The sequence below is a fragment of the Acidovorax sp. JHL-9 genome (assembly GCF_000426205.1).
GTDB classification, from domain to species: domain Bacteria; phylum Pseudomonadota; class Gammaproteobacteria; order Burkholderiales; family Burkholderiaceae_C; genus Acidovorax; species Acidovorax soli.
This window is the reverse complement of record NZ_AUEX01000011.1, coordinates 118,505-140,205: the sequence shown is the minus strand read 5'-3', so window position 1 is coordinate 140,205 and position 21,701 is coordinate 118,505. Positions and strand designations below refer to the sequence as shown.

The following is a 21,701-nucleotide window of genomic DNA, read 5'->3' as shown; positions in this document are numbered from 1 at the left end:
CCGAGGAGCGGGCAGCCTTGATGCCTGTGCCCCGGCCCTTCGATGGCTTTGTGGAGCACACCAAGCGCGTCTCACCCACCTGCCTGGTCCACTTCGAGCGCAATCGCTACAGCGTGCCAGCGCCGTATGCCAATCGGCCTGTGAGCCTGCGGGTCTACGCGGACCGCCTGATGGTGGCGGCCGAAGGTCAGATCATCTGTGAACACCAGCGCCTGATCGAGCGCAACCACCATGGTGCCGGGCAGACCGTCTATGACTGGCGTCACTACCTGGCGGTGCTGCAGCGCAAGCCCGGGGCCTTGCGCAATGGTGCTCCGTTCCTGGAACTACCAGCAGCCTTCAAGCGCCTGCAGGTTGCCTTGCTCAAGCAACCCGGCGGCGACCGGGAGATGGTGGAGGTACTGGCACTGGTGCTGCACCACGACGAACAGGCTGTGCTCGCTGCAGTGGAACTGGCCCTGGAGTCAGGGGCTGCCAGCAAGACGCACATCCTGAACGTGCTGCACCGCCTACTGGACGGCAAGCCTGCTCCAGCACCGGTCACATCACCCCAGGCCCTCAAGCTGTCTGTGGAACCCCAGGCCAACGTGCTTCGCTATGACCAGCTGAGGGAGGTGCGCTATGCGTCATGACCCCGCCATTGCTTCCATCGTGATCATGCTGCGCGAGCTCAAGATGCACGGCATGGCCCAGGCTGTCGCTGAGCTGGCCGAGCAAGGTGCACCGGCCTTTGATGCAGCACAGCCCATCCTGTCTCAACTGCTCAAGGCCGAGACCGCCGAGCGGGAGGTGCGCTCGGTGGCCTACCAGCTCAAGGTGGCCAGGTTCCCTGCGTACCGGGACCTGGCGGGCTTTGACTTCAGCCACAGCGAGGTGAACGAGGCACTGGTACGCCAGCTGCACCGCTGCGAATTCTTGGAGAACGCCAACAACGTGGTGCTGGTGGGTGGACCGGGTACGGGCAAGACCCACATTGCCACCGCCCTCGGGGTGCAAGCCATTGAGCACCATCACCGCAGGGTGAGGTTCTTCTCCACGGTGGAACTGGTCAATGCGCTCGAAGAGGAGAAGGCCAACGGCAAGACAGGGCAGATGGCCCACCGGCTTGCCTATGTGGATCTGGTGATTCTGGATGAATTGGGCTACCTGCCATTCAGTGCCTCAGGAGGTGCCTTGCTGTTCCACCTGCTGTCCAAGCTGTACGAGCGCACGAGCGTCGTGATCACCACCAACCTGAGCTTCAGCGAATGGGCCAGTGTGTTCGGGGATGCGAAGATGACCACGGCGCTGCTGGACCGACTCACGCATCACTGCCATATTCTGGAAACCGGCAACGACAGCTACCGGTTCAAGAACAGCTCCGCACAGCGACCACCACAGACCACCAAGAAGGAGAAAGCGACCAAGAACTTATCCACAACGTGAGCGCGAAGTTCACGAACAAGGGTGGGTCAGATCGAGATGGAAATGGTGGGTTACGGTTGCATGGAAATCAACAAGCAGGATGGAGACCGCAGTCTCCTGAGGCCCCCGGATTGCGCAAATGGACGACGAGTCCTTGTTCTGATCATGTCTGATCCCTCTCGTTGGACGGCTCCGCATAAGGTCGGGTAACAATCGACAAGGCAATGATAACGCCGTTTTGCACGATAACAACCAATATGTTATCGTGTGAAATTCAAGTTACCCAGGTTGAGCTTTGCCAATCCTCACGACCGCCGTTCTGCGCTACCTCCAAGAGGTCCTGGGCATCGAAGCGCCAGGGGTGAGGCCATGGGCGCGTGAAAACGAGCTACCTTACTTCCTGCGCGATGCCTTCCAGTTCAGCGAACTGGAACTGTTGGGGCAGCCCGTTGTCCTGGCGATAGGGCGGGCCGACGCCAAGCAGTCCCTCAGCGACGTCAGGACCTGGTTGGACAAGGTCAAGGCCTTGGCCGGTCAACCGGCGGTCTATGTCACTGACGCACTCGCATCGTATGACCGTCGGCGCTTGATCGAGCAAAAAGTCCCGTTCATCGTGCCGGGCAACCAACTCTATCTGCCGGATTTGGGGCTGGACCTGCGTGAGTATTTTCGGCAGCGCGCTCCGGCCACTGAAGCGGCGCTGAGTCCATCCGCGCAAGCCATGCTGATCACCGCCTTGCTGCGCCAACCGTGGCAACCTGATTGGCAGCCTTCCGGGGTCGCGGCCGAGTTGGGCTACACGCCCATGACCCTGTCGCGCGCAGTCAAGGAATTGACCGCGGCCGGGCTGGCTCTGGCGTACACGGTCGGCCGCTCGCGCTGGCTGCGAATGGAACTTCCCCCGGAGCAGATCTGGGAGCGAGCGAAGCCCGCACTGCGCACGCCGGTCCGGCGCACGGTCTGGGTGACAGCCGATGGGGGGGCCGCACACGGCCCCCGCCGCCTCGCGGGCCTGAGCGCGCTCGCGCGCTATTCCATGCTGACCGAGCCGAAATGGCCGGTGTATGCGATGACCGCCGCCGACTGGAAGGCTGCGACGGATGCCGGTGTTCGAGAGCTGCCTGAGCCCGAAGCGGGTGCTCAAGAATGGCAGCTGTGGAGCTACAGCCCGGCATTGATGCCAGACGCCACCACAGTGGACCCGCTCTCGCTGACGCTCAGCCTGCAAGAGAATGCCGACGACCGAATCCAGCTTGCACTGGAAGAACTGAAAGGACAACTTCCATGGTGAGAGGGTTGGACATTTTCCAGGAGAGGTTTGCGGAATACGTCGACCAGTACGTCCTGATTGGCGGCACGGCTGCGTCCTTGACGATGGAGGAAGCCGGGCTGGAATTCCGAGCCACCAAAGACCTCGACATCGTCCTGCATGTGGAAGCGCTGACGCCGGCATTTGGCGAGGCCTTCTGGAAATTCGTTGAGGACGGCGGCTACGAAATTCGCCAGGCCAGCGACACCGGAAAGCCGATCTTCTATCGGTTCCAGAAGCCTGCTGATGATCGCTACCCGGCGATGGTCGAACTGTTCGCGAGAGCCCCCGACGGATTGCAACCAGCCGAGGGCAGTCAGCTGACACCCATACCGCTGGACGAAGCGGTCTCCAGCTTGTCCGCCATCTTGCTGGACGAGGTCTACTACGCATTCATCATGGCTGGGCGCCGCGAAGTCGATGGCCTGCCCTGGGTCGGCGAAGACCGCCTGATCCCGCTCAAGGCCATCGCGTGGCTGGAACTAACGGCCCGGAAAGAGCAGGGCGCCAAGGTGGACGCCAAGGACGTGCGCAAGCACCTCAACGATGTGTTGCGCCTTTCGCAACTGCTGGCGCCCGCCACACGCATTCCGGTCGACAAAAAGATCGGCGCAGACATGACGCGGTTCCTTGTCGCCGTCGCTGCCGACACGTCCATCGATCCGAAAACGCTGCAACTCGGCAACGTCGCTGTCGCCGAGCTGGTGGCCCGCATCGCCCAGGCCTATGAAATTGAACGGCCTGCGCAGGCGGCGGGATGATGGACGAGGAAGTCAACCGGACCAGGTCGAGGAGCAGCCCCCCGACCGAACAGAAAAACTGAGCAGGAGGACACATGGCATTTTCACGGCTTGACGGCGCCTCCGAAATTCTGAGGGCACTGCTGCCGCAGTCGAAGCGCGCGCTCCGGCGATCTCGGCGAATCCTGGGGTGCGATGCGTTTTTCGGTATGCTTGCACCTAATTGATGATGATGTCGAAAACGTCGACGCCCCGCAAATCGCTCCATCTCCCGCGCCAGCAAAAGATCTGCGCTTTTGACGGTAAAAGCGACGGTATAGACCCATCTCGATCACAGCCAAGTCCTTTAACCATGCGGGTTTGGACGGCCTGTTGATGATGGAGTGGGAATGAAGTGACAGTGCCGTGCGGCAGGCGACCTGGCGCCTGTGCGAAGCCTGCGGCCTGACGACAGGGCGGCGGAATCTGGACGGGGCCCGGCTCGCGCGCTAAGGTGCTTGGCTCGTTGAAGGAGGCGGTGACATGCCCGACGACCAGTCCCTGCTGCCCGGTATCGCGTCTGCGCCGGGCCTCCATCACCATGTTTTCTTTGCCGTGCTTGCGGATGCCGACGCAGGGCTAAAAGCAGATCGCCTGTGCGATCAGGAGATGGCTCTGCGCCACCTGGAAGGCAGCAAGGTGCGCAGGGAGCGATTGCATGTCACTCTGGTGTCCCTGGGGTGGGATGCTGAGTTTCCAGAGCACAAGGTCGGGCTTGCAGGCCTGGCAGCTGGACTGGTGGATGCCCCTGCATTCCTCTTGCGGCTGGACCGTTGTCTGAGCTTTCAGCGACGCAATGCAAGGCGTCCCCTGGTGCTGTGTGGCCATGGCGCCGGGGTGGCCGGTTTTCTGGAACTCCACCGCTCCTTGTGCGGCGCGCTGGATAGTTCATTTTCTGGTGGGGCAAGTGCGGTACATGGCATACCTTCCGTGACCCCTCACATGACCCTGATGTACAGCCCCTCTGTGGTGGAGCCACATCCGGTGGAGCCCGTGGAGTGGACGGTGCGGGAGTTCCAGTTGCTCTACAACCTGCGCGGCTCTCCGGGGCCGTACCGGGTGCTGGGACGGTGGACATTGCACGGCCCGCAGTGCATGTAATGCGGCTTGCGCTTTCCTTCGTCCACCACGGATGATTGGCCAAGGTGCCTCAAGAGCCCTTTTGCCATTCTTGTGCTCGCCCATCGGCACAATGGGAGCTTGCTCCTTTTTCGCGCGCCGTGATCGGACCCGAGGGGGCTCTCCGGGGATCGCGCTTTACCTCCTATGAATATTTTTCTTCCCTGCGTACTGGTGCCAGCTGGAGGCGCTGCCATATGAATTCGTCCACAGACTTCTGGCCCCCATGCGGCTTTCACTCGCTCGTGCGAGACGCACGCGGCTGGCTCGTGCCTACGGAAACGTATTTTCGGTGGATATTGGCAAGGCCCGAACTTGCCTTGGTGCCCGAGTCGTGCGCTGCCGAAGTGGCCCTGCACCAGTCCCTGGCCACATCGCCATTGCGGCCTGTGGCGCCGCAGGAGCTGGTGGCACTGGCGGATGACGACGCGCGTGAGAATTACGCCGTCTTCTTGCGTTTTTGCGATGCTTTGCAGAGCGCAGGCACGCTGGAGGCCTGCTACCTGCAGCTCATGCGCGGTGGTGCCATCAACATTCCAGCGGTGTTCATTGACGCCATGGTGCAGGCCATGCTGCGCAAGCTGCTGAACGATTGCAATGACGCCGTGGAGGCCCGCGCAGCTGAGATGCTGTTTCGGCCGCAGCGCGTGACCTTGCGGGATGGACAGATGCTGGCAGGCGACCGCGCCACGCTGGACATGCTCAACGAAACCGCAGGCCTGGGCGATGTAGGGCGGCTGCTGCTGGAAAGCGGCGCACTGCAGCCGCACGTCGAACTGCAAGTGCTCGGTGCCGACAACGCGGCTGCGTATTGGCAGGAAAGTGGCCGCTACCGGTTTTTGCTCGACTTGACCCATGAACTGACGCAGGACCTGAGCCATGGTCTGACCTTCAAGATGACGCGAGCGCGCTCCGGGTTGAAGGCGCTGGCCCGCGTGCTGGAGCGCTGGGTGCAGCACTTCCTGGGCGTGCAGGTGCGCATCGAGCCCGTGCACCAGGTCACCGACAGCGCCTGGCGCTGGCATGTGGGGCTGGATGTGGAGTCCACCGCCATCCTTAACGACCTGTACCAGGACCACCCGGTCGATGCCGACCGCATGGCACGCCTGGTGAGCCTGTTCACGCTGAACTTTGCCAACCCTGCCGAGATGCGCGCCGATGTGGCGGGCAAGCCGGTGTACCTGGGGCTGGCCACCAACGCCGAGGGTGTGGTGCGCATCAAGCCGCAGAACCTGCTGCTCAACCTGCCACTGGCATCTCCGTCTTGACATGCGACTGAATCAATAGCTACCAGCGCTTTATTTATAAGCGCTAGCGGCCCATTCGATTCAAATCTTCTCCCGGGTAAATGGCAGCCCGGTGCCGGGTGCTCAGCCAATCGTCATCAGGCTCGCATTGCCCCCTGCTGCTGCCGTGTTCACGCTGAGCGCGCGTTCGATCAGCAGTCGTTCCAGTGGGATGTCTGTGGCACTGGGCTGCAGTGCCGTCACACCCACGATGGGCCCGGCGCGGCGGGTGAGGGCGGTGCACACGGCTTGCAGGGATGCGGCGCTGCCATGGTGCAGCACGGCGTCCAGCTCCAGCGTGCCGTCGTTCAGTGCGTTGTCTTGCAGCATGACCTGCGCCTGTACCGCCGTGGGCAACTGTGCGCGCAGGGGGGACTGGGCACTGGGCCACAGGGCCGTGCCGCCGCTGGCGAGCACGGCGGCGGTCTGCACCAGCAGGTCGTCCACGCTCTGTGCCAGGCACAGCACATGTGCGCGGGGGGCCAGCGTATAGACATTGCGCTCGCCCGTGGGGCCGGGCAGGGTGCGGGCGGTGCCGCTTGGGGTTTGCTGTGCAAAGCGCTGGCAGGTGCTGGCCAGGGCGGCATTGCCTTGCAGCTGCGCCCATTGCTGCAAGCTGGCCAGGGGCGCCAGCAGGCGTTTGCGCACCGCATCGTCGGGCGGTGTGGCGCGGTCAGCCTCGGCAAACGTGCGGGCCAGGGCATCTGCCGGGCGCTGCGACAGCAGGCGCAGCAGGTACAGCGGCCCGCCGGCCTTGGGGCCCGTGCCCGACAAACCTTCACCGCCAAAGGGCTGCACGCCCACCACGGCGCCCACCATGTTGCGGTTCACGTACACGTTGCCCGCATGGGCGCGGTTGACTACGCGGGCAATGGTTTCGTCGATGCGGGTGTGCACGCCCTGCGTCAGGCCGTAGCCGGTGGCGTTGATCTGGTCGAGCAGTTGGTCCAGGTCGTTGCGCGCATAGCGCACCAGGTGCAGCACGGGGCCGAAGACTTCGCGCTGCAGCTCGCCGATGTGGTTCAGCTCGACCAGGGTAGGGGGCACAAAGGTGCCTGGTGCGCTGACTGCAGAAACGTGATTCGGGTGCTGGAACACGCGGTGGCCTTGGGCCTTGAATTTCTCGATGTGCCGGGTGATGCCCGCCTGCGCCTCGGCATCAATGACGGGGCCCACGTCCACGCGCAGCTCGGCGGGGTTGCCCACGTGCAGCTCACCCATGGCGCCTTGCAGCATCTCGACCACGCGGTCGGCGGCTTCTTCCTGCACGCACAGCACGCGCAGGGCGGAGCAGCGCTGGCCTGCGCTGTCAAAGGCGGACGACACGGCATCGCCCACCACCTGTTCCACCAGCGCGGACGAGTCCACGATCATGGCGTTCTGCCCACCCGTTTCGGCAATCAGCGGGATGGGGCGGCCCGCGGCATCCAGCCGACCGGCCACGGTGCGCTGCAGGATGCGCGCCACTTCAGTGGAACCCGTGAACATCACGCCCATCACGCGGGCATCGCCAATCAGGCGGGCGCCCACGGTCTCGCCCTGACCGGGCAGCAGTTGCACGGCGGCGCGGGGCACGCCCGCCTGCCACAGCAGGCGCACGGCCTCGGCGGCGATCAGCGGGGTTTGCTCGGCCGGCTTGGCCAGCACGGGGTTGCCAGCGGCCAGCGCGGCGGCGACCTGGCCCATGAAGATGGCGAGCGGAAAGTTCCAGGGGCTGATGCAGGCCACGGGGCCCAGCGGGATGTGGGTGGCGTTGTCGAAGGTGCTTTGCACCTGCGCGGCGTAGTAGCGCAAGAAGTCCACGGCTTCGCGCACTTCGGCCACGGCGTTGCTGGCGCTCTTGCCCGCTTCGCGCATCAGCAGGCCCAGCAGGGGCTGCATGCGCGCTTCCAGCAGGTCGGCCGTGCGCAGCAGGGCCGCTGCGCGCTCGGCGGGCGGCGTGGCGGCCCAGGGGGCGGCGGCGGCCTGGGCGTGGGCCAGGGCCTGGTCCACGTCGGCGGTGGTGGCTTCTTGCACCTGGCCCACCACGTCGTGGTGGTCGGCCGGGTTGCGCACGGGCTGGGTGGGGCCTGCGGGCACGTCAGCGGCGAGCAGGGGCGCTGCCGTCCAGGCGTGGGTTGCAGTGGCTTGCAGCGTGGCAGCCAGCTCGGCCAGCGTGTTGTCGTTTGACAAGTCCAGCCCGCGCGAGTTGGTGCGGTGCGCGCCATACAGGCCCTGCGGTGTGGCAATGCGCGGGTGGGGCAGGCCGACGGTGCCTTCGGTGGCGGCTTGCTGGTCCACCACCTGCACGGGGCTGCGCACCAGTTCATCCAGCGCGATCGTTTCGTCGGCAATGCGGTTCACGAACGAGGTGTTGGCGCCGTTTTCGAGCAGGCGGCGCACCAGGTAGGCCAGCAGGGTTTCGTGCGTGCCCACGGGGGCGTAGATGCGGCACGGGCGTCCCAGCTTCCCCGCAGTGACGGCGCCCACCACCTGCTCATACAGCGGCTCGCCCATGCCGTGCAGGCACTGGAACTCGTACTGCCCCGCGTCGTAGTTGCTGCCCGCCAGCTGGTAGATGGTGGCCACCGTCTCGGCGTTGTGGGTGGCGAACTGGGGGTACACGGCCTCGGGCGCAGCCAGCAGCTTCTTGGCGCAGGCGATGTACGAAATGTCGGTGTGCACCTTGCGGGTGTAGACGGGGTAGTCTTCCAGGCCATCGACCTGGGCGCGCTTGATCTCGCTGTCCCAGTAGGCGCCCTTGACCAGGCGCACCATCAGGCGGCGCTGGGTGCGGCGGGCCAGGTCGACCACGTAGTCGATGACGAAGGGGCAGCGCTTTTGGTAGGCCTGGATGACGAAGCCGATGCCGTTCCAGCCCGCCAGCGTGGGCTCGTGGCACAGGCGCTCCAGCAGGTCCAGCGACAGCTCCAGCCGGTCGGTTTCTTCGGCGTCGATGTTCAGGCCAATGTCGTATTGCTTGGCCAGGGCCGTGAGGCGCAACACCAGCGGGTACAGCTCGTCCATCACGCGGCCAAACTGGGCGCGGCTGTAGCGCGGGTGCAGGGCCGAGAGCTTGATGGAAATGCCGGGGCCTTCGTAGATGCCGCGCCCGGCGGAGGCCTTGCCAATCGCGTGGATGGCTTGCTCATACGAGGCGTAGTAGCGCTGGGCATCCGCGCTGGTCAGCGCGGCCTCGCCCAGCATGTCGTACGAGTAGCGAAAGCCCTCGGCCTCCATCGTGCGGGCGTTGCGCAGGGCTTCGTCAATGGTTTCGCCGGTCACAAACTGCTCGCCCATCATGCGCATCGCCATGTCCACGCCCTTGCGGATCAGGGGCTCGCCGCCCTTGCCGATCAGGCGGCTGAGCGAGTTGCCCAGGCTGCTCTCGCTGTGCGTGGCCACCAGCTTGCCGGTGATGAGCAGGCCCCAGGTGGCGGCGTTGACGAAGAGCGATGGGCTCTTGCCCAGGTGGGCATCCCACTGGCCATGGCTGATCTTGTCGCGGATGAGCGCGTCGCGCGTGGCCTTGTCGGGGATGCGCAGCAGCGCCTCGGCCAGGCACATCAGCGCCACGCCTTCTTGCGACGACAGCGAGAACTCTTGCAGCAGCCCCTGCACAATGCCTGCGCGCCCGGCGCTGGCCTTGCGTTCGCGCAGCGCCTTGGCAATGCGCAGGGCCAGTTGCTCGGCCGCTGCGGCTTGATCGGCGGGCAGGCGGGCCTGGGCCAGCAGCGGGGCCAGGGCCTCGGGCTCGGGGCGGCGGTAGGCGGCGGTGATGGCGGCACGCAGCGGGTTGGAGAGCGGCGTGCGGGGGGCGAAGTCGGCAAACGGAGCGGAGGGCTGGGCGTTGGGTTGCTGCGTCATGGCGGTGTCTTTCGGTGGTTTGGAGGGCCCAACGAGGGTTTGGGCGCGTTACCGGCGATGATCCTTGGGTTTTTGATGAATAAATGATCGAAAATTGGCTGTAATGCAGAATAAATCGCTAATAAAGATGCAAGCAGAAACCGATCTGGACCGCATTGACCGCAAGATCCTGTCAATCCTGCAGGAGGACGGCCGCATTGCCAACCTCAAGCTGGCCGAGGCCGTGGCCCTGTCGCCCACCGCCGTGCTGGCGCGGGTGCAGCGCCTCACGCGCGATGGCTTCATCCTGGGCTACGAGGCGCGGCTCAACCCCCTGAAGCTGGGTGCGGGCATGCTGGTGTTTGTGGAGGTGCTGCTGGACCGCACCACGCCCAATGTGTTCGACCAGTTCAAGGCCGCCGTGCAGGTGCACCCCGAGATCATGGAATGCCACATGGTGGCGGGCGGGTTCGACTACCTGCTCAAGACGCGATCTGCCGACATGAATGCCTACCGGGTGTTTGCCGGCAATGTGCTGTGGCAGCTGCCTGGCGTGCGCGAGACGCGCACCTATGCGGTGATGGAGGAGGTCAAGCACAGCAACCATCTGCATTTGCGGTAATGGTGCCTGGCTGCGCGGCAACGGGCTTGGGGTGCGTGCTGCCCTCAACGCATAATGAATGACCATTTCAACCAGATCGAGGAGAAGACCATGTCCGCATTTTCGTACGCTGCTGTTGCGCTGGTCGCCGCCTTTGCCAGTCAGTCGGCCGTAGCCGCCTGCTATCTGGTGTATGCGCCCAATCAGGAGATTGTTTACCGGGCGTCCGTGCCTCCGGTGGACATGTCGCGTGACATCCATGAAACCCTTCCCCAGGTGGCCCCGGGCGCAACGCTGGTGTTCTCGCTGAACGACCAGGGCTGCGAGCTCACGATCAACAAGCTGCCGCTGGCATCCACTGCGGGGCGGGTCGGCATGCGCCCTGCGCGCGCAGATCGGGGCTGAACCCAGCCACTTCTCAGGGTCGGGGCCAAGCACAGCCCCGGGCCTGAGACAATCGGGGGATGAGCGAACCGAAAGAACTATCCCCCTCGTTTGAACCCACCGCGCAGAATTCCCAGAGCGATCTGCCCGAGGGCTGGCTGCAGGTCCAGTCCATGGATCTGGATGCCCAGGGCGTCGCCCGCAAGCCCGACGGCAAGGTCGTCTTCATCGATGGTGCTCTGCCGTTCGAGCTGGTCACTGCCAACACCCACCGCAAGAAGAACAACTGGGAGCAGGCCAGCCTGGTGGCGATTCACCGCGAGTCGTCGCAGCGCGTACGCCCCGGCTGCCCGCATTTCGGCCTGCACGCTGGCGCTTGCGGCGGCTGCAAGATGCAGCATCTGCACATCGGCGCCCAGGTGGCCGTGAAGCAACGGGTGCTGGAGGACAACCTCTGGCACCTGGGCAAGGTGAAGGCCCAGACCATGCTGCGTCCCATCGAGGGCCCGGCCTGGGGCTACCGTTACCGGGCGCGGCTGTCGGTGCGCCATGTGATCAAGAAGGGCCAGGTGCTGATCGGCTTTCATGAGCGCAAGAGCCGCTATGTGGCCGACATGCAGCAATGCCCCGTGCTGCCGCCGCATGTGGACGCCATGCTGATGCCCTTGCGGGCGCTGATTGCCGGCATGGACGCGCGCGACACCTGCCCGCAGATCGAACTGGCCTGTGGCGACAGCGTGACCGCTCTGGTGCTGCGCCACCTGGAGCCGCTGAGCGCGGATGACCTCGCCCGGCTGCGCGCCTTTGCGGCGGAACACCAGGTGCAATGGTGGCTGCAGCCCAAGGGGCCGGACACCGTGAAGCTGCTCGATGAAGGCGGCGAACCGTTGTCGTATGCGCTGCCCGACTTCGGCATCACCATGCCGTTCAAGCCCACGGATTTCACCCAGGTGAACCCGCACATCAACCGCGTGCTGGTGTCGCGCGCGCTGCGCCTGCTGGATGTGCAGAAAGACGAGCGCGTGATCGACTGGTTCTGCGGCCTGGGCAACTTCACGCTGCCCCTGGCCACCCAGGCGCGCGAAGTGCTGGGCATTGAGGGCAGCGAGGCCCTGGTGGCGCGTTCGCGCGAAAACTATGCATCGAATCAGGCTGCGGCGCAGGAAAATAAAGCGCTGGCAGCCACTGACTTCGTCGCCCGCAACCTGTTCGAGATGACCCCCGGGATGCTGGTGGCCGACGGTGTGGCCGACAAGTGGCTGGTCGATCCCCCGCGCGAGGGGGCCTTCGCGCTGGCCAAGGCGCTGGCTGACATCGAGCAGGCACGCATCGGCGCCGAGGGTGCTGGGCCGCTGCCTGCCGGGGCCGAGGGCTGGACGCCACCCCAGCGCATTGTCTATGTGAGCTGCAACCCCGCCACGCTGGCGCGCGACGCAGGGCTGTTGGTGCACCTGGCGGGCTACCGATGCACGGCGGCGGGCATGGTGAACATGTTCCCGCACACGGCCCACGTCGAGAGCATGGCGGTGTTTGACCGGGTGTGAGCCCGAATGGGTGGGGTGGGGGCGGCCGTCGCACGTTTCGGTTTCGATGTCGGCGTTGCGGTCCCTGCGCTCGGGCCTGTCCATCTTGCACAGCACCGCAGGCCTGCCCTTGATCTTGTGCTCGCGCATGTCGCCGTCTGCATCATCGGCAGGCCCGCCGCGCTCTTGAGGCCTGATGCGGGAAGGCAGAAATGAACAAGGCTCCCGAAGGAGCCTTGTGGGCAGTCGTCAAGAAGCGCGCGGCGCAATCAGTCGCGCTCGCCGCCCATGATGCCCAGCAGGGCCAGCAGGCTCTGGAATACGTTGAAGATGTCCAGGTACAGGGCCAGGGTGGCGCTGATGTAGTTGGTCTCGCCGCCATCCAGGATCTGCTTCAGGTCATACAGCATGTAGGCGCTGAAGATGCCGATGGCGGCCACCGAGATCGCCATCATGCCGGCCGACGAGCCCACGAACACGTTGACGACCGCGCCCACCATCAGCACCAGTGCGCCCACCATGAGCCACTTGCCCATGCCGGAGAGGTCGCGCTTGATCACGCTGGCCAGGCTGGCCATGACAAAGAACACGCCCGCCGTGCCGGCAAAGGCCGTCATGATGAGGTCGGTGCCGTTCTTGAAACCCAGCACCATGCCGATCAGGCGTGACAGCATCAGGCCCATGAAGAAGGTGAAACCCAGCAGCACCGGTACGCCCGCTGCCGAGTTCTTGGTCTTTTCGATGGCGAACATGAAGCCAAAGGCGCCGCCCATGAAAACAATCAGGCCCACGCCGCCGCGCAGCGACTGGGTGATGCCGGTGGCCACGCCAATCCAGGCACCCAGCACGGTGGGCAGCAGGCTCAGGGCCAGCAGCCAGTAGGTATTGCGCAGCACCTTGTGGCGCTGCTCCTGCGAGATGCCATAGCCCGCAGAGTGGCCCAGGGTGGTGACGTGGTCATTCATCTTGTGTCTCTCCTAGTTGGCCTGCACGACGCAGACGGCTGGATTTTATGTGGCGACGACTTGACGAAAAGCAATAACCGCATCCGGTCAGACACTTTAGGTCATTATTCTTTCACCCCATGCAGCGGTTTGCCGGGCGCCGGCTGCCGCTATGCTTGCCGTTTCCATTCGGGCGGATCACCAGCCCCCTCAACCGCAGAGCAACCATGAAGACCAAACACGTACTTGAACTGGCCGATGTCAAGAAGATCGCGGCGGCAGCAGAAGCCGAAGCGCTGAAGAACCAATGGGCCGTGACCATCGCCATCGTGGACGATGGCGGCCACCTGCTGTGGCTGCAGCGCCTGGATGGTGCGGCGGCGGTGTCGTCGCACATCGCACCGGCCAAGGCCCACACGGCCGCACTGGGCCGCCGCGAGAGCAAGGTGTATGAAGACATTGTCAATGGCGGCCGCACGGCGTTTCTCAGCGCGCCTGCCATCGAAGGCCTGCTCGAAGGCGGCGTGCCCATCCTGAAAGACGGGCAATGTCTGGGCGCCGTGGGCGTGAGCGGCGTGAAATCCTCCGAGGATGCACAGGTTGCACGCGCAGGCATCGCGGCACTGGGCCTTTGATGGGCGATGGGATGCTATGGGGTGGATAGCCGCTTGCGCTTTGCCACAAGCGCTGCAGGTTGAAAACTCCCTGAATCAAAAAACCGGTCTCAAGGGCCGGTTTTTTGATGCCGCCAAAGTTTCTGCCAGCGGGGGGCTGGAAAAAAAGCCTGGCTACGCGGGCAAGCCCGTTGGCTGGCAAAAAAGACCCTGTCGGGCTTGTGACAAGCCCGGGAGTCTCCCCACGATGAAACCCTGGAAAGACGCCAGCTGTGGGATGGCGCGCGAGCGCACTGGCTGGCGGTCCGATTTATTTGGTGAGAATCAGTTTGCCCAGCTTGGTGGCCTGCAGGCGGTACACCGATCCGTTGTGGCGGATGGCCACGGTTTTGTGGCCCTGCAAGAGCGTGCTGCTGTCCACTGCTGCTGTATCAGCCAACTGTGAACTGGGCACGGCGGGTAGAGAGTCCACCGACCCGGAACTGGCGAAACACAACGAGGAAGCTTTGGTCAAAGTGGCTTGCATGAGAGGTCCAGGTGCATTGCGATTTGATTTGCCAATGATAACGATTCGCAATTACAAGTCAAATAATTTCTGCTGAAAAGGGAATAAAAAAGGGCAGAGCGGATATCGCACTGCCCCGGTATTGCCAGGCGAAGGCCCTTGCTTGTCCAAGCGGCCCGGTGTTCGGGCGAACTGTGGAGTGCTTGCTGCCCCGTGGTGCCTGGCTTACGGCTGCGGGTCGGTGACAAAGCCGATCTTGCGCACGCCCGCGCGCTGTGCTGCCGCCATGGCCTGGGCCACGCGCTCGTAGCGCACCGCTCTGTCGCCCCGGATGTGCAGGTCGGGCTGCGGCGTTTTGCTGGCTTCTGCCTGCAGGCGGGTGGACAGCTCTTCGTCAGCCACGGGCGCGCCGTTCCAGAAATACTGGCCGTCGGCAGCCACTGACAGGCGCACGGTTTCGGGTTGAATGAGCTCGGGCTGGTTGGTGGCGCGGGGCAGGTCCACGTTCACCGAATGCTTCATCACCGGCACGGTGATGATGAAGATGATGAGCAGCACCAGCATGACGTCCACCAGCGGCGTCATGTTGATCTCGTTCATGACCTCGTCGGAGTCGTCCTGGGTTCCGAAGGCCATGGCTTAGCTGCCTTTCTTCATGGGCAGCACCTTGGCTGGCTCGCCGGCATTCACGCGGGCGCCGGTAACGAAGTAGGCATGCAGGTCGTGGGCAAAGCTGTTGAGGCCGGTCAGGATGGACTTGTTGCCGCGCACCAGCGCGTTGTAGCCCAGCACGGCCGGGATGGCCACCGCCAGGCCCAGTGCCGTCATGATCAGCGCTTCACCGATGGGGCCGGCCACCTTGTCGATGGTGGACTGGCCCGAGGTGCCGATGGCCAGCAATGCGTGGTAGATGCCCCACACGGTGCCGAACAGGCCGATGAAGGGAGCCGTCGAGCCCACCGAGGCCAGGATGGCCAGGCCGGACTGGATGCGTGCCGTGAACTCGTCGATGCAGTTGCGCAGGCAGCGCGTGACCCAGTCGCTCACGTCCAGCGTGTCGTGCAGATGGGCCTTGGTGTTGCGGTGGTGGGCCGTTGCCTCGCGGCCTTCCAGCGCCAGGTGGCGAAACGGGTTGGCAGGGTCGTTGCCCAGCTTGGCCAGTCCGGCGGCAAAGTCCTCGCTGTGCCAGAAGTCCTGTGCGGAGCGGGCGTGCTTCTTGAACCGGACGATGTCCAGCGCCTTGATGAGGATCACGATCCACGAGGCCAGCGACATGGCCAGCAGCAGGATGGCGACGGCGCGGGTGACGAAGTCGCCCTGTGTCCATACGTTGGCGATGCCGAATTGCGATTCCATGAAAACTCCTGAAAATTATTCGAGAACAAAATTGATCGGCACCAGATTCCACATGGTCTCGGGCACGCCATTGCGCTTGCCGGGCACGAAGCGCCAGCGCAGCACGGCGTCCTGGGCCTGGCGGTCCAGACGGTCGTAGCCGCTGGATTGGCTGATTTCCACCTTCTGCGGCAGGCCGTCGGTGCCGATGAGCACGCGCAGCACCACCTTGCCCTGCTCGCCCATGCGTTTGCTGATGGCCGGATAACTGGGTTTGGGGTTGTTGAGGTAGGCGGCATCGCTGGAAGGCATCTCGATGCGGGCCGGAGCGGGTGGTGCCGGTGGCGCGGGAGGGGCCGGGGGCGCCACCGGGGCTTCGATGGGAGGTGCCGGTGGCTGGGGCGTGGTGATGCCAACGGGGGCATTCGGTGCCGGCGTGGGGTCGGCAATGGCCGCGGGCCTGGGCGCCGGGCGCGGGGTCTGCACCTTGGGCGCTGCCTTGGGTGGTGGTGGGGCAGGTGGTGCCGGTTGTGCCGCCTTGGGGGCTGGGGCGATGAATTCGCTCAGCAGTTCCGCAGGGACGACGACCTCTGCAGCCTTGCGCAGCAGCCCGGACTGCAAGGCCCACAAGCCCGCCACATGCAACAGCACCACCGAACCCACGATCACGGCATTGCGGCTCACTCCCCCGGCGGGGGCAAAACGGTCTGGTTGGGGCATATAAAAATGATAGCTGCAAGCGCTTTATAGATAAGCGCTACCGCCAAAAAACACTTGAATTATTGACGGAAGACCCACCAGGCCGAACCGGCCACAAAGATCAGGCTGCCTGCGAGTGTAGAGAGGAGTTCCATGCCTTGCTTTCCCGAATGGAGTTGGCAAGCTGGACCGGTTGCGCCGTGACCTCATTGTGCAGGGCGGCCACCGGGCGGGTTGCGCTGCATTGCGCCACCACATCGCGGGCGCAGCTTTCGCAGCATCCGCATTGGGTGGCCACGCCCAACTCGAACTGGATCTCGTCGAAACTCATGCCTGCACGCGCATGGCGGGCAATCTCACGGTCGGAAATTCGGCGGCAAACACAGACGATCATGGCGGCAGGCAGTTTGGCTGGCTGTTGTGGATGGTTGTAATTATAAATGCGAATCTATCGTATTTGCGCTAAACCAATCCCGCCAGAAGGGAGAAAGAGGGAGAAAGTTTTTTCAATCCCTGCTGTCGGTGATGGCATCGACGTCCAGCAGTGCCGGTGATGCCTCCGCCAGCGTGGCGCAGCCCGTGAGCGCCATGGCAATCTCCAGCTCGTCGCGCAGAAGGCGCAGCACATGGGCCACGCCAGCGGCGCCCGCATGGGCCAGGCCCCACACGGCGGGGCGCCCCACCAGCACGGCCGACGCGCCCAGGGCCATGGCCTTCAGGATGTCGGTGCCGCGCCGGATGCCACCATCCACCAGCACGGGCATGGCGCCACCTGTGGCCTGCACGACACGCGGCAGGGCGCAGGCAGTGGCGGGGGGCGTGTCGAGCGTGCGTCCGCCGTGGTTGGAAACGATCAGGCCCGCCGCACCCGCCGCCACCGCCTGGCGCGCATCGGCGGGGTGCAGCACCCCCTTGAGCAGCACGGGAAGGCGGGTGATGGACTGCAGCCAGGCAATGTCGTCCCAAGTGGGGGCGTGGTGCAGCAGGGCATCGAACAGTGCGCTCTGGCCGGGCTGCAGTGGGGGGATGGCGGGCGCCTGCAGTCCCGCCAGGTTGACCGGGCCCACGCCGGGCGGCAGCCGAAAGCCCGCGCGCCGTTCGCGGTCGCGCACGCCGCTCGATGGCGCATCCACCGTCAGCACCAGGGCTTCGTAGCCGGCGGCTTCGGCGCGTTGCACCAGTGCCTGGGTGAAGCCCCGGTCTGGCTGCAGGTAGAGCTGAAACCACAGGGGGCCGCGCCCCGGGTCGGGCCGCACGGTGTCGGCAATGGCTTCGAGCGACACGCTGGCCTGGGTGCTGAGCACCACGCCCGCGCCCAGCGCAGCCGCCGCGTAGGCCATGGCCAGCTCGCCATCGGAGTGGGCCAGGCGCTGGAAGGCAATGGGCGCCAGCAAGATGGGGTGCGCCAGGGTGCGGCCCAGCAGTTGCACGCGGGTATGGCCGCCCGCCAGCGGCCGCAGCACGCGCGGCCACAGGGGCAGGGCGTCCCAGGCGCTGCGGTTGGCACGCAGGGTGATCTCGTCGGCGGCACCACCGCTGAAGTAGGCCCAGGCGTTGTCGTCCAGATGCTGGCGCGCCTGCTGCTCATGGTCTGCCAGGTTGGCGATATCCGGGGAGACCTGGTGCCGGGCGGGAGTGTGGGTCATGCAGGCAAAAATAGCACCAGACGCTTGTTCAGAAAGCGCAAGATGCTATTTGAAGGCGGGTGGACATTTGAAAAATGTGCCATCGGGCCATGCCGCTGGCGCGCCATTGGGCAGATGGATGCCGCGTCATACGTCGGCCCACATGCGCAGCAGGTTGTGGTATGTACCCGAGAGCGCGATGACCGAGGGTTCTGTTTCGCCATGGGCTTGGCGCAACCTGAGCAGCGACATGTCCATGTCGAACAGCAGCTGGCGCTGCTCCAGTCCGCGCACCATGCTCTCCACCCAGAAAAAGCTGCTGATGCGGTGCCCGCGTGTGACGGGCGATACCTGGTGCACCGTGCTGCCGGGGTACAGGATCATGTCGCCCGCGGGCAGCTTGATGCGTTTTTCGCCCAGGGCCTCGCTGATCACCAGCTCGCCGCCGTCGTAGTCTTCGGGCGGGGTGAGGAACAGCGTGCACGACAGGTCGCTGCGCACCCAGCCGTTGTCGGCCCTGGAGTGCATGACGGCGCTGTCCACATGGCGGCCGTAAAAGTTGGCGCCATCGCCGTAGTTGTTGAACAGCGGGTTGTAGATGCGCCGGGGCAGGGCCGCGGAGAAGAAGAGGGCGTTGCGGTGCAGCGCCGCCTTCACCCGGGCCTGCAGTTCGGCCGACAGCTCACTGCCCTGTGCCAGTTGCAGGTTGTTCTTCTGGTGAATGGCCTGGCCGCCGGCGCTGCGTGCTCCTTCCACCCAGGGAGCTTCTGGCCCGAGGGCTTGCCGAAAGAAGGTGATTTCTTCGGGCGTCAGAACGTCGTGGATGTGCAGGAACATGGAGAGGGGCCCCGAATAGCCAGGCCTGGTGTCAGAAACGGGTTTTCAGTGTCAGCTGAACCGAGCGGGCCGCTCCAGGCGTGTAGAAGCCGCGGTACAGCGCATCGGCGTAGACGCGGTCAAACAGGTTGCTCACGTTCAGTTTGAGCGAGGTTTTCGCATCAAGCGCGTATTCGACCATGGCATCCACGGTGCCGAACCCGCTGGCGTAGTAGCTGCGCTGGCCTTCCGGATTTTGCTTGCCACGGTAGGTCAGGCCGGCACCCGCACGAATGCTGGAGGTCAGCGCATAGGTGCTCCAGAGGCTGCCGCTGTGCCTGGGGGTGAGACCCGGGCGGTCGCCCTGTCCCTGTGCGCCCGTGCCAGTGGCGTTCCTGGCCACGTTGCTTTTGTCGATCTCGGCATCAGGAATCCAGGTGTGGTTGAAGAACACCTCCCACTTCGGCGTGATGCGGCCCGCCAGGTTGAACTCCATGCCGGTGGCGTGGCGCTTGCCCGACAGCAGTTCTTGCTGGGCGGCGGTGTCGGGGTCGGTGTTGCGCTCGTTGTATTTCTCGCTGTAGAACGCGGCCACGCCCAGCAGGGCGCGGCGCTCGAACAGCTCGAACTTGCCACCGATTTCGATGTTGCGGCTCTTTTCGGCCGGCGTGTTGGCCGAGCGCGAGGTGGTGTTGCCGATGTTGCTGAACTGGTAGGTATCCCCGGATGTGTTGTACGAGGTGCCGTACGACAGGTAGTACGAAGACAGCTCATCGGGCTGGAAGATCAGGCCGGCGCGCGGGCTGAAAAGGCTGTCGGAGCGGTTGCTGCTGAGGCTGCCATTGGGATTGCGGTAGGAGGCCTTGAAGTCGTCATAGCGCAGGCCGGCCACGAGCTTGAGGGTGTCGGTGAGCGAGATGGTGTCCTGGAAATACAGGCCCAGGTTGCGCGCCGAGAAGGTGTTCCATTGCACCGGCGCGCGGCCGTCCGCCACGCCCACGCCGTTGTCGGGCGTGCCGACCAGCGTCGTGGGCCGGGCGGTGGGGTTGGCATAGTTCTGGTTGCGCCGGGCATCGTCGTCGTAGTAGTCCACGCCGGTCAGCACGGCATGCTTTCGGCCACCCCAGTGGAAGGTGTTGCTGTAGTCGCTTTGCACCTGCAGCACGTCGCTTTCACCGATGCGGCCCTTGGAGCCACGGGTGAGCACCGTGCTGTCGTTGATCTGGCCGAGCGTGATGGCGCTGTTCTGGAAGCCAATGGTGCTGGCCAGCATGTCGCGCTTGTAGGTGCCGTAGCGCAGGCGGGTGTTGAGCTCGCCGCCGTCGTCAAAGCGGTGGATGTGGCCCAGTGTGGCGTATTGCGCCGAGGTGTTGTTGTAGTCGCTTTCCAGGCCATAGAAGTTACGGGCGGGCAGGGGCGTGTTGATCTTGCCATCGGCCGAGAGGCGCCAGGGGTGGTTGTAGATCGGGCGGCCCTTGGATTCGAGGTAGTACAGGCCGATGGAGAACTCGTCGCGGGTGCCGATGCCCCAGGCAAACGTGGGTGCAATGCCGCGTTTGTCCTGCTTGGCGCCGTAGTTGTCGGCTTCCTGCACCATGGCGTTCAGGCGGAAGGCCGCGTTCTCGCCCGTCACGAAGTTGAAGTCGCCCGTGGCACGGTGGTAGTTGCCCGTGCCGTAGGTGTAGGCGGCTTCATGCTGGTTGATCAGCAGGGGGGCCTTGTTCACCTGGTTGACGACGCCGCCCGTCGATCCCTTGCCGAACAGCATCGATGCCGAGCCTTTGAGCACTTCCACACGGTCCTGGTTGAAGGTGTCGCGTTCGATCAGTGGCGCGTCTTTCATGCCGTCGATGTAGATGTCACCCGCCTGGCCCAGCGAGAAGCCGCGCAGGCGCACGTCTTCCTCGCCGGTTTCTCCCGCCAGGAAGGTCACGCCTGCGGTGGTGCGCAGCACTTCGCGGAAGTCGTCCTGGTTGCGGTCATTCATCAGCTTTTCAGTGAACACCGTCACGGACTGGGGGATGTCCTTGATGTTCTGCTTGCCCTTGCCCACGGTGGTCTTCTTGAGCAGCAGGGTGTCCTTGCCCTGGACTTCGGTCGCTTCCTTCACGGTCACGGTCGAGAGCGTGGTTTCCGGGAGGCTGGTCTGTGCCATGGTGCCCATGGAGGCAGCCAGCATCCATGCGCCCAAGGGCAGCAGGGCCATATCCGACGACATGCCCGGCGTGGATACAGCGGCTGAAGAAGGGGGGCACAGCAGGTTGTCGCTGTGCCGGGGGCGTGATTGAGCCAAGAGGCCTCCGGTGGATGGGTGTATGCAGGTGGCGCGCAGGCGCGCCAAGAGCAGGCGAGAGGCAGTGGCTAGATGGAGATGGCTGTGCGTCGTCGTGCTTTTTTATGTTACATCAAATGCGGGTCATTCTCATTTGCATTGATGTTGGTGCGCGACACTTTTCTGGCATTCAGGCGCAAAAAAACCGGCCAGGCCGGTTTTTTGCAGCAAGAGGGAAAGCTTCTTACTTGACGTGCTTGCCAATCAGGCCAGCCAGTTCGAACATCGAGACTTGCGGTTTGCCAAACAGCTCCTTGAGCTTGGCGTCTGCATTGATGTTGCGCTTGTTGGTGGCATCCTGCAGGTTGTGGGCCTTGATGTAGACCCACAGCTTGCTGATGATCTCCGTGCGCGGCAGCGGTGCCGAGCCCACCACGGCGGCCAGCGCGGGGCTGGGCGTCAGCGCCTTCATGAAGGCGGCATTGGGGGTGCGCTTCTTGGCGGGAGCGGCGGCCTTGGTGGCGGTCGCCTTGGCTGCGGGAGCGGCTTTTGCCGGAGCTTTTTTTGCAGTTGCCATGTCGGGTTGTCCTTGTTGGAAGTAAATTTTCACCAGCGAAAGCGAGACTTTCCCACTGGCACGGTGATGCTACTGGGAAAAAAA

General features: G+C 64.4%; 20 protein-coding genes and 1 pseudogene. 10 read left to right on the top strand and 11 right to left on the bottom strand.

The window, feature by feature from the left end:
* From K225_RS0109420 to K225_RS0109390, 6 genes and pseudogenes are all read left to right on the top strand, one after another.
* Nucleotides 1–632, top strand: a pseudogene (locus tag K225_RS0109420) (IS21 family transposase); the annotation flags it as partial.
* A complete protein-coding gene (istB, locus tag K225_RS0109415) occupies nucleotides 622–1,425 on the top strand; it encodes an IS21-like element ISThsp10 family helper ATPase IstB (protein WP_026436162.1) in 804 nt (267 codons plus the stop codon). The pseudogene K225_RS0109420 and the gene istB, both read left to right, overlap by 11 nt.
* 274 nt (nucleotides 1,426–1,699) lie before the next feature.
* A complete protein-coding gene (locus K225_RS0109410) occupies nucleotides 1,700–2,695 on the top strand; it encodes a hypothetical protein (protein ID WP_026436161.1) in 996 nt (331 codons plus the stop codon).
* Complete coding sequence (locus tag K225_RS0109405) at nucleotides 2,689–3,474, top strand: hypothetical protein (RefSeq protein WP_026436160.1); 786 nt, start codon at nucleotides 2,689–2,691, stop codon at nucleotides 3,472–3,474. Before K225_RS0109410 ends, K225_RS0109405 begins: the two co-directional genes overlap by 7 nt.
* A gap of 501 nt (nucleotides 3,475–3,975) precedes the next feature.
* Complete coding sequence (locus K225_RS22160; protein ID WP_034712233.1) at nucleotides 3,976–4,593, top strand: 2'-5' RNA ligase family protein; 618 nt, start codon at nucleotides 3,976–3,978, stop codon at nucleotides 4,591–4,593.
* Between the two features lie 215 nt (nucleotides 4,594–4,808).
* Complete coding sequence (locus tag K225_RS0109390) at nucleotides 4,809–5,879, top strand: DUF6352 family protein (RefSeq protein ID WP_026436158.1); 1,071 nt, start codon at nucleotides 4,809–4,811, stop codon at nucleotides 5,877–5,879.
* Between the two features lie 102 nt (nucleotides 5,880–5,981).
* Here K225_RS0109390 and putA read toward each other — a convergent pair whose 3' ends face one another.
* Nucleotides 5,982–9,743, bottom strand: coding sequence for a trifunctional transcriptional regulator/proline dehydrogenase/L-glutamate gamma-semialdehyde dehydrogenase (gene putA / locus K225_RS0109385; protein ID WP_026436157.1), 3,762 nt, complete (start codon nucleotides 9,741–9,743; stop codon nucleotides 5,982–5,984).
* 127 nt (nucleotides 9,744–9,870) lie between these two features.
* Here putA and K225_RS0109380 point away from each other — a divergent pair, with 127 nt between their 5' ends.
* The 3 genes from K225_RS0109380 to rlmD all read left to right on the top strand — a co-directional run bounded on the left by K225_RS0109380 (nucleotide 9,871) and on the right by rlmD (nucleotide 12,251).
* Nucleotides 9,871–10,344: an Lrp/AsnC ligand binding domain-containing protein gene (locus K225_RS0109380; RefSeq protein WP_026436156.1), complete on the top strand. Its 474-nt coding sequence runs from the start codon at nucleotides 9,871–9,873 to the stop codon at nucleotides 10,342–10,344.
* Nucleotides 10,345–10,434: 90 nt separating this feature from the next.
* Nucleotides 10,435–10,728: a hypothetical protein gene (locus tag K225_RS0109375; RefSeq protein WP_026436155.1), complete on the top strand. Its 294-nt coding sequence runs from the start codon at nucleotides 10,435–10,437 to the stop codon at nucleotides 10,726–10,728.
* Between the two features lie 59 nt (nucleotides 10,729–10,787).
* A complete protein-coding gene (gene rlmD / locus K225_RS0109370; RefSeq protein ID WP_026436154.1) occupies nucleotides 10,788–12,251 on the top strand; it encodes a 23S rRNA (uracil(1939)-C(5))-methyltransferase RlmD in 1,464 nt (487 codons plus the stop codon).
* Between the two features lie 248 nt (nucleotides 12,252–12,499).
* Here the strand turns inward: rlmD and K225_RS0109365 are convergent, their stop codons facing one another.
* Entirely contained in the window at nucleotides 12,500–13,195 is a 696-nt protein-coding gene (locus K225_RS0109365; protein ID WP_026436153.1) for a Bax inhibitor-1/YccA family protein, read from the bottom strand.
* A 206-nt stretch (nucleotides 13,196–13,401) separates the two neighbouring features.
* On the opposite strand from K225_RS0109365, the gene K225_RS0109360 reads away from it, so the two are divergent.
* Complete coding sequence (locus K225_RS0109360; RefSeq protein WP_026436152.1) at nucleotides 13,402–13,809, top strand: heme-binding protein; 408 nt, start codon at nucleotides 13,402–13,404, stop codon at nucleotides 13,807–13,809.
* 289 nt (nucleotides 13,810–14,098) lie between these two features.
* On the opposite strand, the gene hemP is transcribed toward K225_RS0109360, so the two are convergent.
* The 9 genes from hemP to K225_RS0109315 form a co-directional block, all read right to left on the bottom strand.
* Nucleotides 14,099–14,314, bottom strand: coding sequence for a hemin uptake protein HemP (gene hemP, locus K225_RS0109355; protein WP_026436151.1), 216 nt, complete (start codon nucleotides 14,312–14,314; stop codon nucleotides 14,099–14,101).
* Nucleotides 14,315–14,518: 204 nt separating this feature from the next.
* Nucleotides 14,519–14,929: a biopolymer transporter ExbD gene (locus K225_RS0109350; RefSeq protein WP_026436150.1), complete on the bottom strand. Its 411-nt coding sequence runs from the start codon at nucleotides 14,927–14,929 to the stop codon at nucleotides 14,519–14,521.
* A gap of 3 nt (nucleotides 14,930–14,932) precedes the next feature.
* Nucleotides 14,933–15,649, bottom strand: a complete 717-nt coding sequence (locus K225_RS0109345) for a MotA/TolQ/ExbB proton channel family protein (RefSeq protein ID WP_026436149.1) — start codon at nucleotides 15,647–15,649, stop codon at nucleotides 14,933–14,935.
* A 15-nt stretch (nucleotides 15,650–15,664) separates the two neighbouring features.
* Nucleotides 15,665–16,348, bottom strand: a complete 684-nt coding sequence (locus K225_RS0109340) for an energy transducer TonB (RefSeq protein ID WP_026436148.1) — start codon at nucleotides 16,346–16,348, stop codon at nucleotides 15,665–15,667.
* A gap of 100 nt (nucleotides 16,349–16,448) precedes the next feature.
* Entirely contained in the window at nucleotides 16,449–16,721 is a 273-nt protein-coding gene (locus K225_RS0109335; protein WP_026436147.1) for a bacterioferritin-associated ferredoxin, read from the bottom strand.
* A gap of 112 nt (nucleotides 16,722–16,833) precedes the next feature.
* Nucleotides 16,834–17,973: an alpha-hydroxy acid oxidase gene (locus K225_RS0109330; protein WP_026436146.1), complete on the bottom strand. Its 1,140-nt coding sequence runs from the start codon at nucleotides 17,971–17,973 to the stop codon at nucleotides 16,834–16,836.
* A gap of 126 nt (nucleotides 17,974–18,099) precedes the next feature.
* Nucleotides 18,100–18,789: a Fe2+-dependent dioxygenase gene (locus K225_RS0109325; protein WP_026436145.1), complete on the bottom strand. Its 690-nt coding sequence runs from the start codon at nucleotides 18,787–18,789 to the stop codon at nucleotides 18,100–18,102.
* A 31-nt stretch (nucleotides 18,790–18,820) separates the two neighbouring features.
* Entirely contained in the window at nucleotides 18,821–20,986 is a 2,166-nt protein-coding gene (locus tag K225_RS0109320; protein ID WP_081679642.1) for a TonB-dependent siderophore receptor, read from the bottom strand.
* Nucleotides 20,987–21,284: 298 nt separating this feature from the next.
* Entirely contained in the window at nucleotides 21,285–21,617 is a 333-nt protein-coding gene (locus K225_RS0109315; protein WP_026436143.1) for an SWIB/MDM2 domain-containing protein, read from the bottom strand.
* Nucleotides 21,618–21,701: the final 84 nt, after the last annotated feature.